The 23,150-nt window shown below is 48.7% G+C and carries 18 protein-coding genes and 1 tRNA gene; 6 read left to right on the top strand and 13 right to left on the bottom strand.

Going from position 1 to position 23,150, the window contains the following annotated elements; genetic code table 11:
* Positions 1 to 19: 19 nt before the first annotated feature.
* The 5 genes from HWI92_RS05725 to HWI92_RS05705 all read right to left on the bottom strand — a co-directional run bounded on the left by HWI92_RS05725 (position 20) and on the right by HWI92_RS05705 (position 5,457).
* Positions 20 to 883: a sigma-70 family RNA polymerase sigma factor gene (locus HWI92_RS05725; RefSeq protein ID WP_015810559.1), complete on the bottom strand. Its 864-nt coding sequence runs from the start codon at positions 881 to 883 to the stop codon at positions 20 to 22.
* Between the two features lie 63 nt (positions 884 to 946).
* On the bottom strand, positions 947 to 3,082 hold the full coding sequence (locus tag HWI92_RS05720; protein WP_204661497.1) for a polyribonucleotide nucleotidyltransferase: 2,136 nt from the start codon (positions 3,080 to 3,082) through the stop codon (positions 947 to 949).
* Positions 3,083 to 3,196: 114 nt separating this feature from the next.
* Entirely contained in the window at positions 3,197 to 3,472 is a 276-nt protein-coding gene (rpsO, locus tag HWI92_RS05715; RefSeq protein ID WP_204661495.1) for a 30S ribosomal protein S15, read from the bottom strand.
* A 96-nt stretch (positions 3,473 to 3,568) separates the two neighbouring features.
* The gene (locus tag HWI92_RS05710; RefSeq protein ID WP_204661493.1) at positions 3,569 to 5,065 is read right to left on the bottom strand and encodes an LptF/LptG family permease; all 1,497 of its coding nucleotides are present in this window, start codon (positions 5,063 to 5,065) and stop codon (positions 3,569 to 3,571) included.
* Positions 5,065 to 5,457, bottom strand: coding sequence for an START-like domain-containing protein (locus HWI92_RS05705; protein ID WP_204664300.1), 393 nt, complete (start codon positions 5,455 to 5,457; stop codon positions 5,065 to 5,067). The genes HWI92_RS05710 and HWI92_RS05705 overlap by 1 nt, the downstream gene beginning before the upstream one ends.
* Positions 5,458 to 5,647: 190 nt before the next feature.
* Here HWI92_RS05705 and HWI92_RS05700 point away from each other — a divergent pair.
* Both HWI92_RS05700 and HWI92_RS05695 read left to right on the top strand, forming a co-directional pair.
* A tRNA-Met gene (locus HWI92_RS05700) sits at positions 5,648 to 5,721 on the top strand.
* A gap of 157 nt (positions 5,722 to 5,878) precedes the next feature.
* Positions 5,879 to 7,660 (top strand): ABC transporter ATP-binding protein, encoded by a 1,782-nt coding sequence (locus HWI92_RS05695; protein WP_204661491.1) that lies wholly within the window; start codon positions 5,879 to 5,881, stop codon positions 7,658 to 7,660.
* Between the two features lie 14 nt (positions 7,661 to 7,674).
* On the opposite strand, the gene HWI92_RS05690 is transcribed toward HWI92_RS05695, so the two are convergent.
* From HWI92_RS05690 to HWI92_RS05680, 3 genes are read right to left on the bottom strand one after another with little or no spacing between them, the layout of a single operon-like run.
* Positions 7,675 to 8,592, bottom strand: coding sequence for a DNA-3-methyladenine glycosylase family protein (locus HWI92_RS05690; RefSeq protein ID WP_204661489.1), 918 nt, complete (start codon positions 8,590 to 8,592; stop codon positions 7,675 to 7,677).
* 51 nt (positions 8,593 to 8,643) lie between these two features.
* On the bottom strand, positions 8,644 to 9,663 hold the full coding sequence (gene holA, locus HWI92_RS05685; RefSeq protein ID WP_204661487.1) for a DNA polymerase III subunit delta: 1,020 nt from the start codon (positions 9,661 to 9,663) through the stop codon (positions 8,644 to 8,646).
* Positions 9,664 to 9,711: 48 nt separating this feature from the next.
* Entirely contained in the window at positions 9,712 to 10,329 is a 618-nt protein-coding gene (locus HWI92_RS05680) for an acyl carrier protein phosphodiesterase (RefSeq protein WP_204661485.1), read from the bottom strand.
* 97 nt (positions 10,330 to 10,426) lie between these two features.
* On the opposite strand from HWI92_RS05680, the gene HWI92_RS05675 reads away from it, so the two are divergent.
* A complete protein-coding gene (locus HWI92_RS05675) occupies positions 10,427 to 10,939 on the top strand; it encodes an FKBP-type peptidyl-prolyl cis-trans isomerase (RefSeq protein WP_204661482.1) in 513 nt (170 codons plus the stop codon).
* Positions 10,940 to 11,214: 275 nt separating this feature from the next.
* Here HWI92_RS05675 and HWI92_RS05670 read toward each other — a convergent pair whose 3' ends face one another.
* On the bottom strand, positions 11,215 to 11,709 hold the full coding sequence (locus tag HWI92_RS05670) for a deoxycytidylate deaminase (protein WP_204661480.1): 495 nt from the start codon (positions 11,707 to 11,709) through the stop codon (positions 11,215 to 11,217).
* Positions 11,710 to 11,745: 36 nt separating this feature from the next.
* Between HWI92_RS05670 and HWI92_RS05665 the strand changes: the two genes are divergently transcribed.
* Entirely contained in the window at positions 11,746 to 12,861 is a 1,116-nt protein-coding gene (locus tag HWI92_RS05665; protein ID WP_229248947.1) for a DUF922 domain-containing protein, read from the top strand.
* On the opposite strand, the gene HWI92_RS05660 is transcribed toward HWI92_RS05665, so the two are convergent.
* The 3 genes from HWI92_RS05660 to HWI92_RS05650 are packed head-to-tail and all read right to left on the bottom strand — an operon-like array spanning position 12,836 to position 16,859.
* A complete protein-coding gene (locus tag HWI92_RS05660) occupies positions 12,836 to 14,632 on the bottom strand; it encodes a ComEC/Rec2 family competence protein (protein WP_204661478.1) in 1,797 nt (598 codons plus the stop codon). The two genes, HWI92_RS05665 and HWI92_RS05660, sit on opposite strands and share 26 nt — an antisense overlap.
* Before the next feature lie 9 nt (positions 14,633 to 14,641).
* On the bottom strand, positions 14,642 to 15,931 hold the full coding sequence (locus HWI92_RS05655) for a T9SS type A sorting domain-containing protein (protein ID WP_204661476.1): 1,290 nt from the start codon (positions 15,929 to 15,931) through the stop codon (positions 14,642 to 14,644).
* Positions 15,912 to 16,859: a PhoH family protein gene (locus HWI92_RS05650; RefSeq protein ID WP_204661474.1), complete on the bottom strand. Its 948-nt coding sequence runs from the start codon at positions 16,857 to 16,859 to the stop codon at positions 15,912 to 15,914. The genes HWI92_RS05655 and HWI92_RS05650 overlap by 20 nt, the downstream gene beginning before the upstream one ends.
* A 247-nt stretch (positions 16,860 to 17,106) precedes the next feature.
* Between HWI92_RS05650 and dnaB the strand changes: the two genes are divergently transcribed.
* Positions 17,107 to 18,720, top strand: a complete 1,614-nt coding sequence (gene dnaB / locus HWI92_RS05645; RefSeq protein WP_204661472.1) for a replicative DNA helicase — start codon at positions 17,107 to 17,109, stop codon at positions 18,718 to 18,720.
* A gap of 90 nt (positions 18,721 to 18,810) precedes the next feature.
* On the opposite strand, the gene rlmD is transcribed toward dnaB, so the two are convergent.
* Entirely contained in the window at positions 18,811 to 20,211 is a 1,401-nt protein-coding gene (gene rlmD, locus HWI92_RS05640; RefSeq protein ID WP_204661470.1) for a 23S rRNA (uracil(1939)-C(5))-methyltransferase RlmD, read from the bottom strand.
* A 53-nt stretch (positions 20,212 to 20,264) separates the two neighbouring features.
* Between rlmD and HWI92_RS05635 the strand changes: the two genes are divergently transcribed.
* On the top strand, positions 20,265 to 22,472 hold the full coding sequence (locus HWI92_RS05635; protein ID WP_204661468.1) for a T9SS type B sorting domain-containing protein: 2,208 nt from the start codon (positions 20,265 to 20,267) through the stop codon (positions 22,470 to 22,472).
* The last annotated feature ends 678 nt before the right edge of the window (positions 22,473 to 23,150 follow it).

The raw sequence follows: 23,150 nt of genomic DNA, 5'->3' as shown, positions 1-23,150 counted from the left end.
AAACTTTAACAAAAACAGATTAACCTAAATAGGTTTTAAGCGCTTTGCTTCTCGAAACGTGACGTAACCTGCGAATCGCTTTCTCTTTGATCTGACGTACACGTTCGCGGGTAAGATTGAACTTCTCTCCAATCTCTTCCAGCGTCATTGCGTGCTCGCCGTTTAATCCGAAGTACAATGCAATTACATCCGCTTCACGCTGCGTCAATGTGCAAAGTGCACGCTGCACTTCTTTGCGCAAAGACTCATTAACGAGGCCGGAATCCGGCTTATCTTCCAGGTCATTTTCAAGTACGTCCAGCAGGCTGTTTTCTTCACCCTGCACGAACGGAGCGTCCATAGAAACGTGCCTGCCTGAAATCTTCATGGTATCAACCACTTCTGAAGAAGAGATTTCAAGTACCTCAGCAAGCTCCTCGGGCGATGGCTCACGCTCAAAGCGTTGTTCAAGCTCCGAGAATGTTTTTGAAATTTTATTCAAAGAACCTACACGGTTCAAAGGTAAACGTACGATACGGGACTGCTCTGCAAGCGCCTGCAGAATAGACTGCCGGATCCACCATACCGCATAGGATATAAATTTAAATCCACGTGTTTCATCAAACCGCTGCGCTGCTTTGATCAAGCCGAGATTACCTTCGTTGATGAGGTCACCCAGGGATAAGCCCTGATTTTGGTACTGCTTGGCAACAGAGACCACAAAACGAAGGTTTGCTTTCGTCAATCTTTCCAGTGCAAGCTGGTCACCATCCCTGATTTTCTGAGCTAACGTCACTTCCTCGTCCGGCGTTAGCAAATCCACCTTACCGATTTCCTGCAAATACTTGTCAAGCGATTGGCTTTCACGGTTGGTAATTTGCTTACTGATCTTTAGCTGTCTCATCTATCTTTTTTTAATATGTATGTATTACGATCTTAGATACCCTCTATTCCAAAAAACATCAAATTATTCTTTTTTGTTCTCTGGCTTAGGTAACAAAACCTTGCGAGACAAGCGATATTTACCAGTTTTCTTATCTATTTCAACGAGTTTAACCTGTATTTCTTCTCCTACTTCCAGTACACCGTCCATTTTCTCAAGACGCTCCCACTTGATCTCGGAGATGTGCAGCAAGCCGTCTTTACCAGGAAGGAATTCAACAAATGCGCCAAACGGCATGATTGACTTCACTTTACCTGTATAAAGCTCACCTACCTCAGGTACCAGGATAATGCCTTTGATACGGGCAACTGCTTTTTCCATGGATGTTTTATCCGCGGAAAATATGCTTACAAAGCCGGCACCGTCTTTTTCTTCAATCGAGATCGTTGCACCGGATTCTTTCTGAATGTCCTGAACAACTTTTCCGCCAGGCCCGATTACTGCACCAATCATCTCCCTGTCAATCTTAATCACAACAGCACGTGGCGTATGTGGTTTAAGATCCGGGCGGCTCTCTGTGATTGTTTTATTCATTTCACCAAGAATGTGAAGTCGTCCGGCTTTTGCCTGCATCAATGCTTCTGTAAGCACCTCGTAGGACAAACCATTTACCTTCATATCCATCTGGCAAGCCGTAATCCCTTTTTCCGTACCGGTTACTTTAAAGTCCATGTCACCCAGGTGATCTTCATCGCCAAGGATGTCGGAAAGTACCGCATATTTGCCGGTAGCTGCATCTGAGATCAATCCCATCGCAATGCCTGATACAGGTGCTTTCACTTTCAGACCGGAGTCCATCAAAGCCAGTGACCCCGCGCAAACAGTAGCCATCGATGATGAACCGTTTGACTCAAGAATATCGGAAACGATACGGATTGTATAAGGATTATCCTCAGCAACAGGAAGCACCTTTTTCAGTGCACGAAGCGCCAGGTTCCCGTGTCCTACTTCACGACGGCCAGGGCCGCGGTTTGGCTTTACTTCACCGGTTGAGAATCCGGGAAAGTTATAATGCAGCAGGAATTTGCTGTATCCGTATTTCAATGGGGTATCTACGATCTGCTCGTCATTTTTGGTACCCAGTGTCACAGTAGTCAGCGATTGGGTTTCACCACGCGTAAAAAGTGCTGAACCATGTGCGTTCGGAAGAAAATCAACTTCCGAAGCAATCGGACGGATTTCATCAAGCTTACGACCGTCAAGACGGGTTCTTTCATCCAGCACAAGCCGGCGCGAAGCTTCCCATACCAGATCATTAAAGTAGCGTTTTGCAAGCGAGGCGCTCACTACTTCCTCTTCACCGATCGTAGTCAGGAATTCTTCCCAAACTGCTTTAAATCCTTCTTTACGAACCTGCTTGTTGGATGATCCCTGCTGAGCAACTGCATATATTTTATCATATGCAAATGCGCGTACCCGTGCTTCAAGCTCCGCATCGGTCGGGTCGCCTATGTATTCTCTTTTTTGTGTCTTGCCAACTTCAGTTTCAAACTCTTTCAAAGCCTGGCACTGATCTTTAATGACGCCATGCGCTACTTTCAGCGCTTCTATTACCTCTTCTTCGGTAACTTCATCCATTTCGCCTTCTACCATGGCAATGTCGTCATAGGTAGCACCTACCATCAGATCAAGGGTCGCATTAACCAGGGCCTCAGTACCCGGATTGATCACGTACTCTCCATTGATTTTCGCCACACGCACCTCCGAAACCGGTCCATTGAAAGGAATATCGGAAGCAGCCAGTGCAGCAGAAGCCGCAAGCGCAGCAAGTGCATCAGGCAATGCATTCGCGTCAGCAGAAATTAGGAGAATGTTCACCTGTACCTCAGCGTGGTAATCCTCAGGGAACAAAGGCCGCAAAACACGGTCTACGAGGCGGCTGGTAAGCACTTCATGGTCCGACAGTTTTCCTTCGCGACGCTGGAAGCTTCCGGGAATACGTCCGGCAGAAGCAAACTTTTCCTGATAGTCCACAGACAAAGGCAGGAAGTCGACACCTTCTTTAATATCTTTATTAGCGACAACAGTGGCCAGCAGCATGGTATTACCTAGCCGTACCACAACCGAACCGTCGGCTTGTTTAGCTAATTTTCCTGTTTCAATGGTGATTTCCCGTCCGTCCGGAAGGGGTATAGTTTTCGTAACTATATTAAAGAGCATAAAGTAGTTGATTTTTTGTAGCTGTGAAACGCTGGATCAGCGCTCCGGATTGTTTTGTCTTTTTCCGCAAAAAATCAGGGAACTTTCATTGATTGAAGTTCCCTGATTTTTGAATTACTTACGTATGTTAAGCTCGGCAATAATCGCACGATAGCGGTTGACGTCTTTTTTGTAGAGGTAATCAAGCAATCTTCTGCGCTTTCCTACCATTTTCAACAGCCCCAACCGGGTATCATTGTCTTTCTTGTGCGTTTTAAGGTGCTCGTTCAGATAATTGATACGGTACGTAAATAGAGCAATTTGGGATTCGGCAGAACCAGTGTCTCCGCCTTCTTTCTTAAACCCTTTAGATTCGAAGATGTCTCTCTTCTTTTCCGCGGTTAAATACATGATTGTAACAACAGATTAATATGAAAAAGTATAATTTAACAGCACCCTGCTGCAAATAAGGTTGCAAAATTACGCTTTTATACTTATTTAAAAAATTTAATTTTCGTATGCTTGGATAAGCTCCTTTTTACTAAATCTACTGATGAGGTACGACTTAATTCTGCGGAAGTACATCTGGTACACGTCCTTTTCAAACAATCTTGAATCACTCCTGGCGCGGTCCACAAAGTAAATACCGGCAAGTCCGAGTATGGTATTGGCCAGCCAGGCTCCTACCGGCACCGCTACCAGTCCTTCTTTCACCCATTTATCCCCCTGAATCGTAAATACATAAAGCAGGATGAAAAAGATAATGGAAATTAACACCGGCACACCAAAACCACCTTTTTTGATGATTGCCCCAAGCGGTGCGCCAATCAGGAACATGATCAGGCAGGAAAGTGCCTGGGTGTATTTGTGGTGCTTTTCAAGTTCATATTTATTGGCGTCTTTCAGCTTTGTTTCAAGGTATTCCGTCTGTGACTTCAAAAAACCCGTCATGCTAGTGACAGCTGCCTTAGAATTGCTCAGGATTTCTTTTTTCAAACTGTCGGACACAGGCTTGTTCAGCAAGGAATCGATCCACGGCCCGCTTTTTAGCGTCTTGTCCGTGCCATCCTTGTAATTGTAGGAATAATATTGCTGACTGCTGGGTACCAGATTTTTCCGGGTCTCTATATACGACGTTCTCAGGGAGTCGGTAGTCTGGTTCAGATCATTGATGTTTTTCATAAACTCATGGTACTTGAACTGTCCTTCATCCGTCCTTTTCATACCGAACGAAGCCAGACTTTCCGTCAGCCGGTAATGCATAAATGAGTTCCTGCTGAAATTAGAGTACACGGGTTTAGCGCCTGCCACCGACATGTACACGGGTCGGGAATTGTTGCTCACCTGGTCTGTATAGCGGGTACCATTGTACAGCTCAATCACCAGGTAGCGGTTATTGTTAATGGCATACATCCGTCCTGAGTCGGCCAGAATTACCTCTGTATTTCCGTATTCATACGAGCGGTTGCTGTGCTTGTAAATCACCATACCTTTCAGACGCCCGTTTTCTTCTTTCTGATCCACCTTAATGCTGAAACCCGGAAGATCATTGTAAAAGATACCTTCCTTGATTTTCAGTGTGGCTTTGGCTGTTTTGATGTCGTAAAGCAAACTATACCCTTTCAGATTGGCCCAGGGAGATATACGGTCATTGAAGAAAAAGGAAAAAATGCTGATGCCCACAGCCACGATAAACAAGGGCGCCATAGCCCGTACAATCGAAATTCCCGCACTTTTAATAGCCGTGAGCTCGAAAAACTCACCTAAATTACCAAACGCCATCAGCGAAGAGAGCAACATGGCCAGCGGCAATGCAGTAGGAACCGTAATCAGGCTGAAGAAGAAAAATAGCTGCGCGTAGTCAGTCAGAGCCAGGTCTTTTGACACAAAATCATCGATATAGAAAATCATGATTTTCATCAAAAACACAAATACCACTACCGACATCGTAATCACGAACGGTCCCCAGAACGTCTTTAAAATAAGCTTATCCAGCTTTTTCATTAACTACCTACTATTTCTCTAAGATTATCCATAAACCCCAACCACAGCGTCCTGAGCTCTTCCTGATCTTTAACGAAGGAGTAATCAATTACGCGTAAAAAGGTCGTCTGGGTTAACTCGCTTACTTCCAGTTTTAGTTCCAGATGGTTATTGTCCGTGTTGTTGTCACTGGTATTTTCAAAGTCAAAACGGACGGCTTTATTTATCCTGAGGCTGGTCTGACGGGCAATGTGGCTGTCACCGTCCCACTGGAAATCAAATCGGTGATCGGGCAGGACAGTGACTTTTTCAGCAAACCATTGTTCAAGCCCCGAGGGTGTAGAAATATAGGGAAACAGTACTTTTGGGGAAGATCTTAATTCAAACTCTATTACAAATTTATATTTTTCCATACCTGCTTCAATGATAAAGGGATGGTCCGAGTGGCGGGCCGTTGTAAAAGTTGTAATATAGCATAAATCCATAATAAAATCCCGCGCTAAGGTTTTTAATCTCTGGGGTTTGTACGTTTCTGAACTGAAATTTAGAAAAAACGTTTTGTGTACTCAGATAATTTAACATACTTTTGCACCACAATTACACGGCGGGGTAGCTCAGATGGTTAGAGCGTAGGATTCATAACCCTAAGGTCGGCAGTTCGATCCTGCTCCCCGCTACAAGTCAGAGCCGCTCCTTTCCGGGCGGCTTTTTTCATATATGATGGTTGCATACCATTCTCCGGCTCCCCCTTCCTTTTTGCCGGATTCCTGAATTAAATCCCGGCAAATTCAGTTTGCACTAAGTAAGTCCGCCACAAGAACCACCGTACATGATATGAAGTTACTACTCCAATACCTGAGCAGGTATAAGGGCCTTATTTTCATTGCCCTCCTGCTCGCCGCTGTCAACCAGATTTTTTCGCTCCTTAATCCCTACATTCTCGGGAACTACATCATTGACCCGTTTGCCAATAAAGCTGCCTCTTTCCGCACAAAGGATATGGGCGACGAGTTTTTTAAAGGGATTTCTGTCGGCCTGCTGATGATCATCGGCGTGGCCATGGTGTCCCGGATTGCCAAGGCTTTCCAGGATTATGTGGTCAACGTAGTGATACAAAAGTTTGGCGCAAACCTGTACACCGACGGGCTGCGCCACGCCTTGCGGCTTCCGTTTCAGGACTTTGAAGACCAGCGCAGCGGCGAAACCCTCTCCGTGCTGCAGAAAGTGCGTGCTGATTGTGAAAAGTTTATCACCAGCTTCGTAAACGTACTTTTTGCCACCCTCGTCGGAATTGTTTTTGTTACGATCATCGCTTTCCGGCTCAGCCCCATGCTGCCGCTGATTTACCTGGGAGGTTCCATCGTGCTGGCACTGCTGACCAGCGTGCTTAGCCGCAGGATCAAGGTGATTCAGAAAACCATTGTGCGTGATACAACTGCGCTGGCGGGCTCCACGACCGAGTCGCTCCGGAACATCGAACTCGTAAAAAGTCTTGGGCTGACGCAGCAGGAGATCAGCCGCCTGAACACCACAACCTTTAAGATCCTGAAACTCGAACTGAAAAAGGTCCGCAGCATCCGCTCGATCAGCTTTATACAGGGTACGTTCGTCAACTTCCTGCAGCAATGCATCATGTTTACACTCCTGTTTTTTGTATTTCACGACAAAATCACCGTGGGACAAATGATGATGATGCAGTTTTATTCATTTTTCATTTTTGGACCTCTGCAGGAACTGGGCAATGTGATCCTGTCGTACCGGGAGGCCGAAGCTTCTCTCGTCAACCTTCAGACCCTGCTGGCACGTCCGGTGGAGCCCAAGCCGGCTAACCCTCAGCAAATTCGCGAAGTCGATTCCCTGCGGTTTGAACATGTGCGTTTTCAGCATCAGTCGGCGACACGCCCTGCATTGGAAGACATTTCTTTTGAGGTAACGCGTGGCGAAACCATTGCATTTGTAGGTCCCTCAGGTTCGGGTAAAACGACGCTTGTTAAGCTGCTCGTCGGCTTGTACCATCCGATTACCGGCGCGGTTTACTACAACAACTTCAATGGCAATTCGGTCGATTTTGATGAAATCAGATCCCAGATCGGTTTTGTCACCCAGGATACACAGCTGTTTTCAGGTACAATCAAGGAAAACCTGCTGTTTGTAAACCCGGCCGCGACCGACGAAATGATCCATGACGTGCTGCTGAAAGCCGCCTGCTACAACTTGCTGGCCCGCGCAGAAAACGGCATTGAAACCGTGATCGGTGAAGGCGGCCTGAAACTTTCCGGGGGCGAGCGGCAGCGCCTGTCTATTGCCAGGGCATTGCTACGCGAACCAAACCTGATCATTTTTGACGAGGCAACATCCGCCCTCGATTCACTTACCGAGGAGGAAATTTCCAACACCATCCGCCAGATTACAGAACAATCGGCCCATATCACGGTCATGATCGCGCACAGGCTGTCTACCATCATGCATGCAGACCGTATTTATGTGCTTGAAAAAGGCAGGATCGTGGAAATGGGCAGTCACTCCGACCTACTGGACGAAAAAGGACTGTATTATGCCATGTGGCGGCAGCAGATTGGGGAGCGTAAAGATGAGCAGCTTGTTGCGGCGCAGTAAAATATTAACCACCGTCAGGCCGGCTCACCCTGCCTGACGGTCAGACTTCTCCACAGGTAAAATACGAGGTAGCTCTCCCACCCTTCGAAGGCGCTGAACAATGCATTGATCCTCTCCTGCTCTTTACGGTCGTGAATAATGTTATGGCTTTCCAGTGCATTCAGCAACCCGATATCACCATGAGGAATACCTCCCGGCTCCCGCATGGATTTCATCAGCACATAATTGGCTGTCCACGCGCCTATACCTTTCAGCGCGGTCAATGCTTTTGTACGTGCCTCAAAATCGGGAAGCGCTGCCAGCATTTCCCGGCTGATCAGCCCGTCGCGGAAAGCTTTGGCTGTATTGATCAGGTACTCGGCTTTTTGCCTGGAAAATTGCATGGACTTCAATTCCTCCATCTGTACGTCCGCCAGTACCGAGGGTTCGGGAAAGGTGTAAAATGTTTCATTTTCAAATGTCACGCCCTCTCCAAAGCGTTCAATCAGGCTTCGCTTTACCTTATATGCAAATGCCAGATTGATCTGCTGCCCGATAATACTCCAGCAGATCGCCTCAAAAAGGTTGGCGATCCCCATTAGCCGCAGCCCCTTGTACCTTTCTGCCATATAGCTCAGCCTGCCGTCAGTTTGCAGCAGATGGTAAAATGGTTCAATGTCCCGGTCCATATCAAACCACTCCCTGATATAGGCGACCACCAGGTTTTTCTCTGCCTCGCCGGCCGGGCCTGCAATGATATCGGCTTCCAAAAAGCTGCCATTTTGCTCGATACCTACGAGTACGATGTCATTTCCTGTATGAATTGACTTATAAACAGTTTGTTCTTTGATGACATGGAGACAATCGTCATAATTCCTGTCCAGGAACCAGACACATTCCTCAAAACTGAACAAAGCCGGGGTCGGGATTAAAATTTTATTTTCGTCTTGCATATATAAATGACCTGCCCGCCTTGCCGCACCAGGCCCGGACCATGCTTTTTTTTAATGTAGGATCTTAAAAACGAGTTCTTTCAGCAGCTCTCCCTCGGGGATGGACACACCGTCCACACCTTTCATACGAGCATCAGTATCTCTCAGAAAATGAACGATATCCGCAGCCTTATGCAGCGGATAATTCCGGGCAGCAGCGAGGTAATCCTTCACGAAATATGGGTTTACAGACAGTTCCGAGGCCAGCACCTTTTCAGATTTGTCCTTGCTTGCGTGTACCAGCAATACTTTCGAAAAAAACCCGAACAAAATAATCAGGATGGGCGTAAGCGGGTTGTCTTTGGGATTTGACGAAAAATAAGAAGCTATGCGGTTTGCTTTCAGCACGTCCCGGGTCATCAATGCTTTTTGAAATTCAAATACATTGTACTCCTTGCTGATGCCGACAAACCGCTCTACGGCTGAGGCATCAATCCCCTCGTCTACCCGCAGGTTCACCATAATCTTCCGGATCTCATTAGCCAGCCTTTTCAGATCGTTACCAATGTTATCAACCAGCATCTGTACGGCTTTCGGGCTCACTTTCACCCCTTCACTCTGGCAAAAGCCTGTAACCCACTCAGGCAGCTTGTTGTCGTACATTTTCTTGGAAGGTACTGCTACGCCATGTTTATCAAAAGCTTTCACATACGACCGCCGCTCATCCGCTGCTGCATTGAAGCAAAGTACCAGGACGGTACTTTGAAGCGGGTTTAATGCATAATCTTCCAGGCGTGCCTGCTGCTCTTTCTGATCAATACCTGCCAGTTTGTTAGCATCCTTGACAATGATGAGCTGGCGCTCGGACATAAACGGAAACCGCCGGGCATAGCTTAGTACGCCGGCCACGTCGGTATCCTTTCCGTAGAGCACAAATTGATTAAAGCCCTTTTCAGATTCCGGAACGATCCTTTTTTCAAGTTCTTCCGCAATGGAGTCAATGTAAAAAGGCTCGTCACCATGCAACAGGTACAGGGGTTTATAACGCTTGTTTCGTATATCTTTCAGAACAGTTTCGGGTGTCTGGCTCATGTACTCGGATTTTGGACAAAGGTAAACATTAATGCTTTCGACGACCTGCTATCCGTGCAGCGCCTGATTTTGTCCCTGAAGGCGAAACTCAGCCGATGCGTTTTGCAGATCGGGAAAAAACGCAAAAAACTTTTCGCAGTAGTATTCCTCATGCGCACGCAGCTCGTGCATTGCCCCGGCTACCGGCGCCAGAAACTCCGCCCGGCGCGAGAGTCTGCTAAATGTAAGGTCAATGCCTTCGAGCGTGGCATAGCCGGTCAGCCAGTCCTGTCTGATCATGGAGCGCACCATGGGAACCATACCCGGTGGTACAAGGTGTTCATTTTCTTCAATAAGCGCATATTTCCCATGGGTATAAGCGGCCAGCGACTCTTCACGAAAACGCGCGAAGTAACGTGCCAGAAAGTAGTCGAAGTAAATATCAACGGCAATGCCCGCCAGACGGCCGAGCGCTAGCGACGCCACATCTACTGCTTCCTGTACGATCTCATGTTTGTCTGTATAAAAATCAATAAACCGGTGCAGTTTTAAACCAAGCACAAAATCAGGGTTCCAAAGTGCTGTTTTCTCTTCCGTAAGACGCCCTTTGACGAAGTCGCCTACGTAGTTTCCCATGATCACACCGGGCTTTTCGCCCGACAGCAAAATGTGTGCTAAAAAATTCATAAAAATGACTTTGTGCGAAAATTAGCTGTACGTTTGTGCAGCATGCACCTATGGAACAAGAATTGCAGAACAACTATTACCTTAACAATCTAAAAAAATGAAAGTCGAAAAAAATAACGTGATCGCGTTAACATACAGCCTCAGCATTCCCGACTCTGAAGGTGAAATCGACGTTGTAGAAGTGGTGAACGAAGACGATCCCATGTACTTCATTCACGGAATCAGCGGATTGCCGGAAGGTTTTGAAAATCAGATCGAAGGCCTTGTAGCTGGTGATACATTCGACTTCACGGTTACCCCGGAAGACGGCTACGGCGAGTACGACGAGGAAGCCATTGTTGACCTTCCGAGAGAGGTATTCCAGATGGAAGGCGTCGACCAGGAAGATCTTCTGAAAATCGGTAACATCATTCCCATGACCAATGAAGAAGGCGAGCGTATGCACGGACAGGTTGTGGAAATACGGGATGACGTGGTCATTATGAACTTTAACCACCCGCTCGCCGGCAAGGAAATGCATTTTGAAGGAAAAATCATCTCCATCCGCCCCGCTACTGACGAAGAAATCAGCCACGGCCATGTTCACGGACAGGGCGGGCATCATCATTAAAAGTAAGTTTTGAATTAGTGAGTGAGTGAGTGAGTGAGTGAGTGAATTGATTTAGTTTTGAGTGAGTGAGTTTTGAGTGAGTGAATTGTTTTAGTTTTGATTGAGTGAGTTCTGAGTGAGTGAGTGAGTAGGTGGCTTGTAAAACTTCGGAGATGCTAGATTAGCATTGAAGTAAATACGAAGACGTTTGTTAAAGTGTTACAGATCAACATTCACTCACTCGCTAATTCGCTAATTCACTCACTCAAAATTCCCATACTCGCTCACTCACTAACTCACTCACTCAAAACTCCCTCGCTCCCCTCATACTTCTCCACCTCCACCCCAAAACGCCTCAGGAACTCTACTCCTTCTTCTACGGCGATTCCTTTGTAAGCGGCGTATGATTTCAGGAAGATTACCTTTTTGATCTTCATGGTATAAATCACCCTTGCGCATGAAATGCAGGGTGCAAGGGTCACAAACAATGTCGAGCCCTCGATGTTGGAACCATTTTTTACAGCAAAAAGGATTGCGTTCTGCTCAGCATGCAATGCCAGCGAGCAGCTTCCCTTTGCATCCCGCGGACAGCCTGTTTCAGGAAATTCTTCATCACAATTGTGGGTACCTGCCGGCGGACCATTATACCCTATTGAAATAATCCGGGTATCCTTGGTCAGTACCGCTCCTACCTGCGCCTTGATGCAATGGGAACGCTTGGCCAGATTTTTTGCTAAATCCATGAAGATCTCATCAAATTCAGGCCTTGTGTTCGTTGTAAGTAACGTCATTTTTCTTTTAATCCGATTTTATACAAACTTATATAAATGGCTGCTGGATTCAACAAAGGGAGTGTGGGGAAGAAAAGTATCCTGCTCGCGTTAATTCTGACTCACATATCGGTACTGGTGCATGCGCAGCAGGAAAAATTGGTTATACATCTTACAAAATCTACTCCTGCCCTGCTCAAAAACTATAAATTCTTTGTCCAGGAGGTGGAAGACAAAAGGCTTATTCCGGGTAGCGGGATCGGGAAAATCATCGCCCTGGGAAAAGAAGTACCTGCCGTACTGCCCGGCAAGGCTGACCGGGAATTATTTGCTTACTGGACGTTTGCTGCACCCAAAAAAGAACAGACCTACCTGCCGCTTTACGTTACCATTAAAGAGCTGTCTGTTAACGAGAAAAAAGTAGGTCCCAATAAGGTGACGGGCGATATGAAGGTCAGCTTATCATTCCGGTGGTACCGCAATATGCAGCCTGTGGAGCTTACCAGCTACCAGACCTCCGCGAGCTACACGCGACCTGAAAAAGATTTTGAGTACGAGAAGCTTATGAAGCAGATGCTTGATCAGGCACTGGACAGCTTTCAGAAGTGGATGACCAACAATGCAGGGAAAAACCCGGCACTTGCCAGAAGCTTACAGCTGGTTTTCAAGGAAATCACAGCCTCTCCCAGTGAAGATACCGTCTTTTACTCGCCCAAGCGTCCACTGATCTGGGACGACTTCAAAGTACGGACCGGAAAACCGGGAAGCCGGTACGCGGCAGCAGTATTTACCAGCTTCGGCTACGAGGGACGCTCCTATCCCAAAAACGATGACCTTGTTGTTGAGATCGGCTTAAAGACTTTCATGGTCAAAAGTATGTCCTGGGGCAGGCCCGAAGCGCGTACTGCCAGTACCCTCCGCCATGAGCAAATTCATTTCGACATCACGCGGCTGGTCGTGGAAAAGTTTAAGGAACGGCTTCGCAAAGCTGATCTTACCATTGAAGATTTCGACAGTGAAATCCAGTACCAGTTTCTCGAATCGTTCCGGGAAATGAACCGCGAGCAGGAAAATTATGACGGAGAAACCGGTCATGGCCTCAATGGTGCTGCACAGGCTGCATGGGGCCAGAAGGTTGCCGCCGAGATCAATGCAGTGTATGCGGTTCAGTAAGCGTTGGCGTCAGGAATGTTTTCGAATGGATCTCGCATACCGTCTCATAGTTCTGCACGTGATATTGGTACGCGCTGGTATCTGAAAAAAAAGCCGGATCCGCTGCAAAGTACAATGCACTTCCTGTTTTCAGACTGACAACTGCGTGGCCGGGCACCGCATGTACCTTCCACCCGGATTGCAGGTACAGCCATGTACTATGGCCTATGGCACAACTTGCAAAAACCGCCGCAAGAGCAAACCCGCATTTCAGGAAGTTGTAATTCCTGTGCTCGATGGCAAGCCAGACAAGCAGCAACATCGCAAACAACAAAATGACCTCCCATGCATTCAGGTTCAGGTTGCTGATGAGATTTTCGGGTAACATGCCAGGTACAGCCACGGCATAATTGGCAAGCTTCCCGGACCAGAGCACCACCTGCGACACTACCCAATGCAGGGGAGCAAGTGGTACAACGCTGACGATCAATAAGACAAGCGCAGCAGGTAAGAGGATGTTTGTAAAAAAGATCACAAATGGATTTGCAAGCCAGAAGTAGGTGGGAAACTGGTGAAAATAGTAAAGGCTGAGCGGAAATGTAGTGAGCTGTGCAGCAAATGACAATGCAGTTACCTGCCAGGCATAGTGAACAATGCGGTTCTCAAAAGTAAAAAGGTGTTCAATGGGTTTGTAAAACAGAAAAATACCCGACATCGCAAGGTAAGACAGCTGAAAACCCACATCGTAAATGGCAGCAGGATTCCACAGCAACACCAGCAGAGCGGATAGTCCGAGCGTATTCATGGGCTCGTTTTTTCTCCCGAATACCTCTGCTGCTGCAAAAACGATGCACATCAGAGTTGCCCGCTGCACCGAGGGCGGCAATCCCGTGACCATGGCATAAAATACAAGCAGAGCAGTAGTGACCGCAAGGAACAGAATACGCCCGTGCGGAAGTCTTTTCAGCCAACCCAGCAGGTACCCGGCTACCAGAAAGATGATGGCCACATGCATGCCGGATACTGACAGGATGTGCACAGCGCCCGAGACCGTATAATCTTTAACAAGCTCTGCACCCAGGTCATCACGCCGTCCCAGCAGCATGGCTTTAACCAGACCGTAAGTAGCCCCGTCGGGAATGTGATTTCGGAAAACACCATCTGCCCAGGCCGAGGCTCCCGTACTCCACGGATTTTCATCCGTGCCGGTACTCACGGCTGTATAGCTTCCCTGGCGAAGCCTGCCGGTGACGAAGATACCCTTGTTTTTCAGGTACCTGCGATAGTCAAATTGCCAGTACTCGGTCGAGGCAGGCGGCTTTGTAAGCTTTCCATGAATGAGCAGGCTGGTGCCTGGTGCGGGTACGTCAGCCGGATCTTTGGGAAAGGAAAGTAATGTTTTGAAAGACACATCCGACCAGCGGCCCTCACGCCCGATCCTGTGAACGGTAGCCTCCACACGAACCGACTGCGCCCGCTTTTCGGGCAATGATTCGACACGTGCAAGGTAGGCATCATATTGGGTAAGCGCCAGCCTGGTTTCCTGCTCATTGAGGTAACTGTCCGTCAGAAGTTTACGGATTGTACCGGTACATAAAACAAACAGGGCAAAGGCCAGGCCGAAAGCTGGCATTGCACGTTTTGCAAGAAAGATGAAGCAGAAGGCCGGAAGGCACGTCAATACAGCAGCAAGTACCAGTATGGTACCAGCATGTGCAGGGACAATGCCGGCGATGACGACGCCGACCATAAATAGAATGGCAATACTAACGAATGGTGTGCGTGATAGCATGTGTGTGGCTTACTGGACCACAAATCGCTTTGTCACAGTTTGGTTCCCCGATGTTACTTTATAAAAATAAACCCCGGCTGGAAAATTCCTGACATTGACGTACGTCCTGTTTACGACGTCGCTGGCGACTTTCTGTCCTTTCTGGTTATAAATACTTACTGTAAATGGCTCATATCCCGGCGTAAATACATTGGAAGTGAGGTACTCATGCACCGGATTCGGGAAAAGCTCAACCACTACATTTTCCGTCGTAATGCGTGAAAACTCTACCATTTTTGCCCTTCTCGGGCTGAGTGCGAGCACTGCATGGATCCGCTCTTTCTGGTCGTTGGTAAACACGCTCATACAACCGTCGGGCGAATAGTCCATGTAATTTTCGATCATGTTCCGCGTCACACGGCCTCTGCATTGTGAAAACACCGGTTCGCAACTGGTATCGGTAGTTTCGTTTTTTGTAAATGCTGTAGGTGTGTCCTCGCAATAGTCGGTGCCGCAGTTCTGGTCGCCCCAGATGTGGATCAGCCCCAGCCAATGCCCTACTTCATGGGTAGTCGTACGTCCCAGGTTGTACAGACTAGTAGTAATTGCAGGCGAGTTACGCCCGAAGTACCTGAAGTCGATCAGTACGCCGTCCGTGAGGGCCGCCTGTTCTTCTGCCTCAGTGGTCATGAGTCCCTGTGTACGGGTTGTAATATCCGTTACCACCGGAAATTGCGAAGTACCCAGGTACCGGTCTGCCAGCCGGGTCACCCAAATATTCAGGTAGCGGTTGGTAAACCACGCAGGCGAGATTTCAGCTACATCATCCGCTTCTGTAATGGGATTAAATTGTGCCTGTTCATTGTAAGTACGTACGATGGTCACAAGCTTAAATCGTATCCCGGTATCCACGCCCAAAGAATCGGTATAAAAGCCTTTGTAGCCCGACATATTGCCATAATCCTCATTGAGCACATCGATCTGGCTTTGTATCTGCCCATCAGAAATATTACTGTTTCCGACTCCCCCGACTTTGTTATTCAACTGATTGTGAACCACATGCACAACGACCGGAATCGTAATGATTTCGTCAGCCGCCGTCCTCAGCTGTGAGCGGTTGGCACGGATGTAATCCTGAATAGCCGCCTCAGAAGTGGTCCTGACTTGCTGCAATGAAGGAATGCGCGCCAGGTTGGCAGCGTCCGTTTCCACGCTTGCACATCGTTTCAGTAAAGTGTCGGCATCCTGTGCGGTAACCGCAGGCAGGATGCCATACAACATCAGACAGGCCAGTAGCAGCCTAATTTTCGGATTTTTCATAAGCTGCCAGTATTTCCTTAACCAGGCGGTGACGTACCACATCAGAGCCGTCAAGCTCCACGAAGCTGATTCCTTTTATTCCTTTTAAAACAGTAAGCGAATCAATCAGCCCCGATTTAAGGTTTTTGGGCAGGTCAATCTGTGATTTATCCCCTGTAATAATCGCTTTGGAACTCGGTCCCATCCGCGTGAGGAACATCTTCATCTGCATGGGCGTCGTGTTTTGTGCTTCGTCCAGCAGGATAAAGGCATTATTGAGCGTCCGGCCCCGCATGTAAGCCAGCGGCGCAATTTCGATGACGCGGCTTTCCAGGTACAATTTTAACTTTTCGGGGGCTACCATATCATCCAGCGCATCGTAGATGGGCCGCAGATAGGGATCAATTTTTTCCTTGAGATCACCCGGCAGAAAGCCCAGGTTTTCACCTGCTTCCACCGCGGGACGGGTGATGATGATCTTTTTAACCTCCTTATTTTTAAGTGCCCGTACGGCTATCGCAACAGCGGTGTACGTTTTTCCGGTACCAGCCGGTCCCACTGCGAATACCAGGTCGTGGCGCGCAGCCTGCTCTACAAGCAACTTCTGATTTGCCGTCTTGGCCTTGACAACCAGACCTTTGTTGCCGTATATGATGACATCGTCGTCATCTTCTCCGTGTGAAACCGGGGTCTTGGAAACTCCGTTGAGATACCCTTTTACATTGTCGTTGGTGATCTTTCCGTATTTCTGATAATGTGCAAGCAGTGAATCCATTACGTCCGTAATCCTGATGATCTCCGGGGCAGTGCCCTGAATGCGGATCTCATTTCCGCGCGACACAATCTTACTCTCAGGAAAAGCGGCGGCAACCTCTTTGATATTGGAATTGTGAATACCCAGAAAATCGACCATTGAAACGTCTTCGAGGGTGATGATTTTTTCCAGCAAATGAATTAAAGTTTAGTGATTGTCTATTTCCTGTAAAATTTAGTAATAATAACCAACATTCCGCTAAGCTTAGACGCAGAATTTCAAGCATGGTCATCCATTGCAGCAAAGAAAATTTTATTTTTCTGAGCAACTCTTTCATTATCAGACACGCACAAATAAGCACCCGATTTCTCAAATATTTATTTGCCCGCTCCGGCCCGCTGCGGCTTTTCCGGCAATGCTCAATGCTTAACTTTGTCTTAATATGGAGAACGAAAAAGTACCCAACAGTTTCGGCAAAACAGGCAACCGGCAGGGCAATGCAGCCAGAAAGCCCTTCACGCCTAAGGTGGCTGGAAGCGACCAGATGTTCAGCAAGTTACCGCCGCAGGCGGTGGACGTTGAGGAGGCTATTCTGGGGGCATTGATGATCGAAAAGGATGCGCTGACTGCCGTAGCAGACATTCTCCGGCCCGACAGCTTTTACAAAGAGGCGCATGTCCGGATCTATTCCGCCATCATAACCCTTTTTGCCGATTCGGAGCCGATTGATATGCTTACCGTGACTTCCAAGCTGCGGAGTACCGGTGAACTTGAACTCGTGGGAGGGGCTACGTACATCATGGAACTCACGTCGCGCGTTAACTCGGCGGCCAATATCGAGTTTCATGCACGCATCATTGCGCAGGCTTACATCAAGCGCGAGCTGATCAAGATTTCGTCAGAGATCCAGAAGGAAGCATTTGAAGATACGACGGATGTTTTCAGGCTGCTCGATAAAATGGAGCACTCCCTGTTTCAGATCTCTGAGTCCAATATCAAGAAAAACTACGCCGATATGGGCGCGCTGATGCGCCAGGCGCTGGCCGAGCTCGACCAGAAAAAACATAATAAGGACGGTCTTACCGGCGTACCCTCGGGCTTCAGTGCCCTCGACCGCCTGACTTCCGGGTGGCAGAAAACCGAGCTCATGATCCTCGCGGCGCGGCCGGGTATGGGTAAAACAGCTTTTGTGGTATCGTCGCTGCGCAATGCTGCTGTCGACTTCAATATGCCCGTCGCGATTTTTTCCCTCGAAATGTCCTCGGTACAGCTCGTCAACCGGCTCATTTCGGCCGAAGCCGAGATCGATAGTGAAAAGATCCGGAAAGGAAGCCTGGCACCCCATGAGTGGGAGCAGCTCCACCACCGTATTCACCGGCTTACCAATGCACCTATTTTTATTGACGATACTCCTGCCCTTTCCGTGCTGGAACTGCGTGCCAAATGCCGCCGTCTGAAAGCGCAGCATGATATACAGATGATCGTGATTGACTACCTGCAGCTGATGACTGCTGATACCGGCGGCAAAGGAGCGGGTAACCGTGAGCAGGAGATTGCAATGATCTCGCGCTCGCTGAAAAACCTGGCAAAGGAACTGGACGTGCCGGTGATCGCGCTTTCCCAGCTGAGCCGGGCCGTGGAAACCCGCGGAGGAGAAAAACGCCCGCAACTTTCCGATTTACGGGAATCGGGATCCATTGAGCAGGATGCCGACATGGTTCTCTTTCTTTACCGTCCTGAATACTATGGCATTACCGAAGATGAGGCCGGAAATTCCGTGGCCGGCGTCGGTGAGGTGATTGTGGCCAAAAACCGTGCAGGCTCCCTGGATACCGTGCAGCTGCGGTTTATCGGTAAATACACGAAGTTTGCAGACCTCGACTCCGGGTTCACTCCCGCACCGTATCCGGTGGACCGGCCGATCGTCACAAGTAATCCGATCGCTTCCTTTGAGAGTAATACCAAGCCTTCTGGCCAGGGCGGCACACTGAGAAGCCGCGCCAACGACCTGAGCAACTTCGATTACAAAGGTCCGGATACCGAGCCACCATTTTAACAAGGGCAGTCGGCAGTCGGCTATCGGCGAGTTACTTCGCCTTTTTTCAAAAGCCGAAAGCCGACTGCCGACTGCCGACTGCCACCCAAACTATTCCTTCCTGACCAGCAGCGCCACATTTTCGACGTGGTGCGTGTTGGGGAACATATCAACCGGCTGCACCTTCGTTACTTCGTAGTTTTCCGACATGAGCGCAAGATCCCGCGCCTGGGTAGCCGTATTGCAACTTACATATACAATGCGGTTGGGCTCCGCTTTCAGGATTGTCTCCACTACGGGCACATCCATTCCTGCGCGCGGAGGATCAGTAATAATGACGTCGGGACGGCCGTGTTTTTGTAAAAACTGTTCGTTCATCAATGCCCGCATATCTCCCGCAAAAAACTCGGTGTTGGTAATTCCATTGAGCTCTGAGTTGCGGCGCGCATCCTGCACGGCTGCTTCCACGTACTCCACGCCGACCACTTTCCTGGATCGCCGCGCAACAAAGTTCGCGATGGTGCCGGTACCGGTGTACAGATCATATACAAATTCATTGCCCGTGAGCTGGGCATACTCCCGCGCCACACTGAAAAGCTGGAATGCCTGCTCGGAGTTGGTCTGATAAAATGATTTTGCGCCTACCAGGAACGTAAGGTCCTCCATAGTTTCGCGTATAAACGTCTCACCTGCATAGTTGATCACCTCCTGGTCCTGGTAGGAATCATTGCCTTTCAGATTGATGATGTAGTTCAGGGATGTAATTTCAGTATGCGTCTTGTGCAGGTATTGCATTACCTCTTCTACCTGCTCCATATTGTTGTCACCAAACTGCACAATCACCATCACATCGCCGGTATTTGCGGTACGTATAATTACGTTGCGGAGCATACCCCTGTTGAAACGGACATCGTAGTACGGGATACCCTTGAGTTCGCCGAAATGGTGGAGCGAGTTACGGATCGTATTTGACGGATCGTGCTGTAAATGGCAGTGATCGACCGTAAAAATCTTGTCAAAACGTTTGGGGACGTGAAAACCCAGTGCATTTTTGGAGAATTCTGCACCGGAATCCATCTGCTCTTTCGTGAGCCAGCGCCAGTTGGAAAAAGTAAATTCGAGCTTGTTGCGGTAGTACTCCGTTTTAGGAGCTGCTATAATTTCGTTTATGGCAACATTCTTGATCTTACCGATCCTTTCAAAATGGTCCACCACCTGCTGCCGCTTGAACCTGAGCTGATGCTCGTAGGCAATGTGCTGCCAGCGGCAACCGCCGCAAACCGGATGGTGCAGGCAGTAAGGTTCGGTCCGGAGTGAAGATTTGGAATGTATCTTGGTAACGATTGCTTCTTTTAGCTTTTTTTTGGTTTTGAGAACCTGTAAATCAACTATGTCCCCCGGAGCAACATTTCCTTCCACAAAAATTACGCCTTCTTCCGACTTGTAAATACACTTGCCTTCTGCGGCAAAATCGGTAATTTCAACGTATTCATACTTGTTACTCTTAGACATCTTTTTCTTTTATAATTAACAATTCACTATATCGGATTCACTTTTCCTAAGCCATGATCAAACGGTTCATTCCCCTGCTGCTGCTACTGCTGTTTGTAGTTCCGTATGCATGGGCCACCCACATTGTCGGAGGGCAGCTATACATTACCCAGAATCCCGGAAATTACTACAACTACAACATCGGGCTCACCATGTACTTTGATGCGCTCAATGGTAACCCGGGTGCAGAGGATCAGTTTGTGAACATCTATGTTTTTCGAAAACGCGACAACGTCGCAATTGGTTGGCTGGAAGCCCCAAAATTAGAACGAAAATTGGTCACCTATGCAAATCCGCAATGCGGAATCTCCACTTTGCAGACCTACATGATCACGTACGGGTCGACCCTGCGCCTCGAACCAGGCGATTTCAATGATCCACAGGGTTACTATATGGTTTGGGACCGCTGCTGCCGCAATGGGACCATCACCAACATCAAGGCTCCTGGCGACGCCGGCAGCCTTTTTTACCTGGAATTTCCTCCACTCGTGAAGAATGGAACGGCTTTCTCCAATTCATCGCCCGTCTTCGCACCCATTGTCGGAGACTATGCCTGCGTAAATTCACCCTTTTTCTTTGACTTCGGCGGCAAAGATGCCGACGGCGACAGCCTCACCTACACGCTGATCACGCCCATGCAAGGCTACTCGGATAAAGGTAACCCAAGTGCCCCTGCTCGCGGCTCGTCAGGTTATCCGCGCCTGACCTGGCAGGACGGGATCTCTGTGGCCAATATAATCCCCGGCCCTAAGCCGCTCAGTGTCAATAAAAATACCGGGATGCTGTCTGTGACGCCGGGCAGTGTCGGATTATACGTTTTTGCGGTTCAGGTAGACGAATACCGGAAGGGTCAGAAGATCGGGACACTTACCCGCGACTTCCAGCTTAAAGTAGTGGATTGTCCCAAAATGGAACCACCCAAACTGCTTTTCAAGCCTGCCGGAAAAGCGACCTACTACAACGAAAATGAAATAATAACCATCAAAAAAAACGATCCGGCCTGTTTTGAAGTGATCGTGACGGATCCGTCCGTGAACCAGCTTGTGAAGGTACTCGGGAGTACGGTGGGACAAAGCAGGGATTATTTCAACCTGCTGCCGGCCGAATTCCGCACGTCTATCGCCAATGATACGCTTAAATTTCAGGTATGCCTCGACGAATGCTTTGTTACCTACGACAACCGTCCGATCCACATTCAGCTGCTGGCAGAAGACGAAAGCTGCCCGGTACCGCTCACCGATACACTTAATATCTACATCCGGCGGGAAGGCGGCGACAACAATCCTCCTGCCGTCACGACTTCCCTTGAAGGAAATTATGTGCATGTAACTGCGGGCGAGCCTGTGACTTTTACCGTTTATGGTAAAGATGCCGATAAGGATAGTCTTGCATTGTCCGGCCGCGGGCGGGATTTCAACATGAATGACAGGGGCATGGTGTTCAAGGCCGTGAACGGACGTGCCAGTATTCAGCAGACTTTTTCCTGGATCCCGCCCTGCAATGCACGCAAGGGTGACACGCTGATCGTAGACTTTAAAGCCGAGGATTTAAGGTGTGAGGGCAATCCGCTGGCGCGCTCCGCGCCTGTTTACTTTGTGGTAGACCAGTCGCCCAATACCCCGCCGGCAGTTACTACCTCGCTCACCGACCAGGAAATTGTCTATACCATCGGCTCCGGGGAAATCACGTTTGATGTACTTGCCGCAGATCCCGACACCAATGTAATCAGCCTTGGCGGGTCCGGGCGTGGGTTTGATATGGCCGCGCTGGGGATGCAGTTTGCGGGCAAAACCGGCGTCCGCAATGTTACCTCCCCCTACTCCTGGTCGCCCGAATGTTCTGTACTGCAGGGCGGGGCCGAGCAGGTATTTTACATTGATTTTGTAACCCGTGACAAGAACTGTGCAGCAGCTACTGACACAACATCCGTAAAGGTGACTGTCAAAGACAACGACTCCCAGGAAATGCCCGAGTTCCCCAATGTGATCACCCCGAATGGGGACGGCAAAAATGACTGCTTTAATTTCCACGATCTCCCTGATGACAACTGCTCGAACCAGTTCAGGGACGTGGCGATTTTTAACCGCTGGGGAAAACAGATTTACTACTCAAAAGACAAATCAAAAGACTGGTGCCCCACAAACATTTCCGGCGGGTACTATTACTATCTCATTCAATACACAAAAAAGTCCTACAAAGGCGGACTTACCGTGCTCAGGTGACAAGCATAAAACAATCCTGAGGAAGGCGCCGGCAATTACCATTCCCAAGTCCAACAGACGAGCCAAATGGTAATTCCCGGCACCTTCTTCAACGCTCCCCCCTTGTCACCCTGAGCGGAGTCGAAGGGCTATTGCCGACCAAGCTTGCATTAGTGCCACCACCCTAAGCTAACAAGCCGCTAAGCTCACTGCTACCCTGCTTCAATGCTCACCCTTTGTCACCCTGAGCGGAGTCGAAGGGCTACTCCCAACCAAGCTTGCTCCCCGCCACCCTAAGCAGCCAAGCCGCTGAGCTCACTGCTACCCTGCTTCAATGCTCCCCCCTTGTCACCCTGAGCGGAGTCGAAGGGCTATTGCCGACCAAGTTTGCCCTCCCGCCACCCTGAGCTAACGAGCCGCTGAGCTCACTGCTACCATGCTTCAATGCTCCCCCCTTGTCACCCTGAGCGGAGTGGAAGGGCTATTGCCGACCAAGCTTGCATTGGTGCCACTGTTCGGAGTGAAAGTGCAAACATGGTTGCGAGTACCCTTCGACTCCGCTCAGGGTGACAAGTGTGGACACTTGAACCTTATAATTCTGTAACTTTTTGATAGTATATATAGTACTCACCTTTTTTAAAGAAAACTAAGTACATTATGCACAATACATATGAAACTTTTAAATAGTAAAAGACATAT

Origin of the sequence: Dyadobacter sandarakinus, assembly GCF_016894445.1 — a bacterium.
GTDB lineage: Bacteria > Bacteroidota > Bacteroidia > Cytophagales > Spirosomataceae > Dyadobacter > Dyadobacter sandarakinus.
This window is presented reverse-complemented; position numbering and strand designations above follow the sequence as displayed.

Excerpts from the sequence above, each read along its gene's own strand:
- HWI92_RS05725 (WP_015810559.1), bottom strand. The coding sequence starts at position 883 with ATGAGACAGCTAAAGATCAGTAAGCAAATTACCAACCGTGAAAGCCAA.
- HWI92_RS05720 (WP_204661497.1), bottom strand. The coding sequence starts at position 3,082 with ATGCTCTTTAATATAGTTACGAAAACTATACCCCTTCCGGACGGACGG.
- rpsO (WP_204661495.1), bottom strand. The coding sequence starts at position 3,472 with ATGTATTTAACCGCGGAAAAGAAGAGAGACATCTTCGAATCTAAAGGG.
- HWI92_RS05710 (WP_204661493.1), bottom strand. The coding sequence starts at position 5,065 with ATGAAAAAGCTGGATAAGCTTATTTTAAAGACGTTCTGGGGACCGTTC.
- HWI92_RS05705 (WP_204664300.1), bottom strand. The coding sequence starts at position 5,457 with ATGGAAAAATATAAATTTGTAATAGAGTTTGAATTAAGATCTTCCCCA.
- HWI92_RS05695 (WP_204661491.1), top strand. The coding sequence starts at position 5,879 with ATGAAGTTACTACTCCAATACCTGAGCAGGTATAAGGGCCTTATTTTC.
- HWI92_RS05690 (WP_204661489.1), bottom strand. The coding sequence starts at position 8,592 with ATGCAAGACGAAAATAAAATTTTAATCCCGACCCCGGCTTTGTTCAGT.
- holA (WP_204661487.1), bottom strand. The coding sequence starts at position 9,663 with ATGAGCCAGACACCCGAAACTGTTCTGAAAGATATACGAAACAAGCGT.
- HWI92_RS05680 (WP_204661485.1), bottom strand. The coding sequence starts at position 10,329 with ATGAATTTTTTAGCACACATTTTGCTGTCGGGCGAAAAGCCCGGTGTG.
- HWI92_RS05675 (WP_204661482.1), top strand. The coding sequence starts at position 10,427 with ATGAAAGTCGAAAAAAATAACGTGATCGCGTTAACATACAGCCTCAGC.
- HWI92_RS05670 (WP_204661480.1), bottom strand. The coding sequence starts at position 11,709 with ATGACGTTACTTACAACGAACACAAGGCCTGAATTTGATGAGATCTTC.
- HWI92_RS05665 (WP_229248947.1), top strand. The coding sequence starts at position 11,746 with ATGGCTGCTGGATTCAACAAAGGGAGTGTGGGGAAGAAAAGTATCCTG.
- HWI92_RS05660 (WP_204661478.1), bottom strand. The coding sequence starts at position 14,632 with ATGCTATCACGCACACCATTCGTTAGTATTGCCATTCTATTTATGGTC.
- HWI92_RS05655 (WP_204661476.1), bottom strand. The coding sequence starts at position 15,931 with ATGAAAAATCCGAAAATTAGGCTGCTACTGGCCTGTCTGATGTTGTAT.
- dnaB (WP_204661472.1), top strand. The coding sequence starts at position 17,107 with ATGGAGAACGAAAAAGTACCCAACAGTTTCGGCAAAACAGGCAACCGG.
- rlmD (WP_204661470.1), bottom strand. The coding sequence starts at position 20,211 with ATGTCTAAGAGTAACAAGTATGAATACGTTGAAATTACCGATTTTGCC.
- HWI92_RS05635 (WP_204661468.1), top strand. The coding sequence starts at position 20,265 with ATGATCAAACGGTTCATTCCCCTGCTGCTGCTACTGCTGTTTGTAGTT.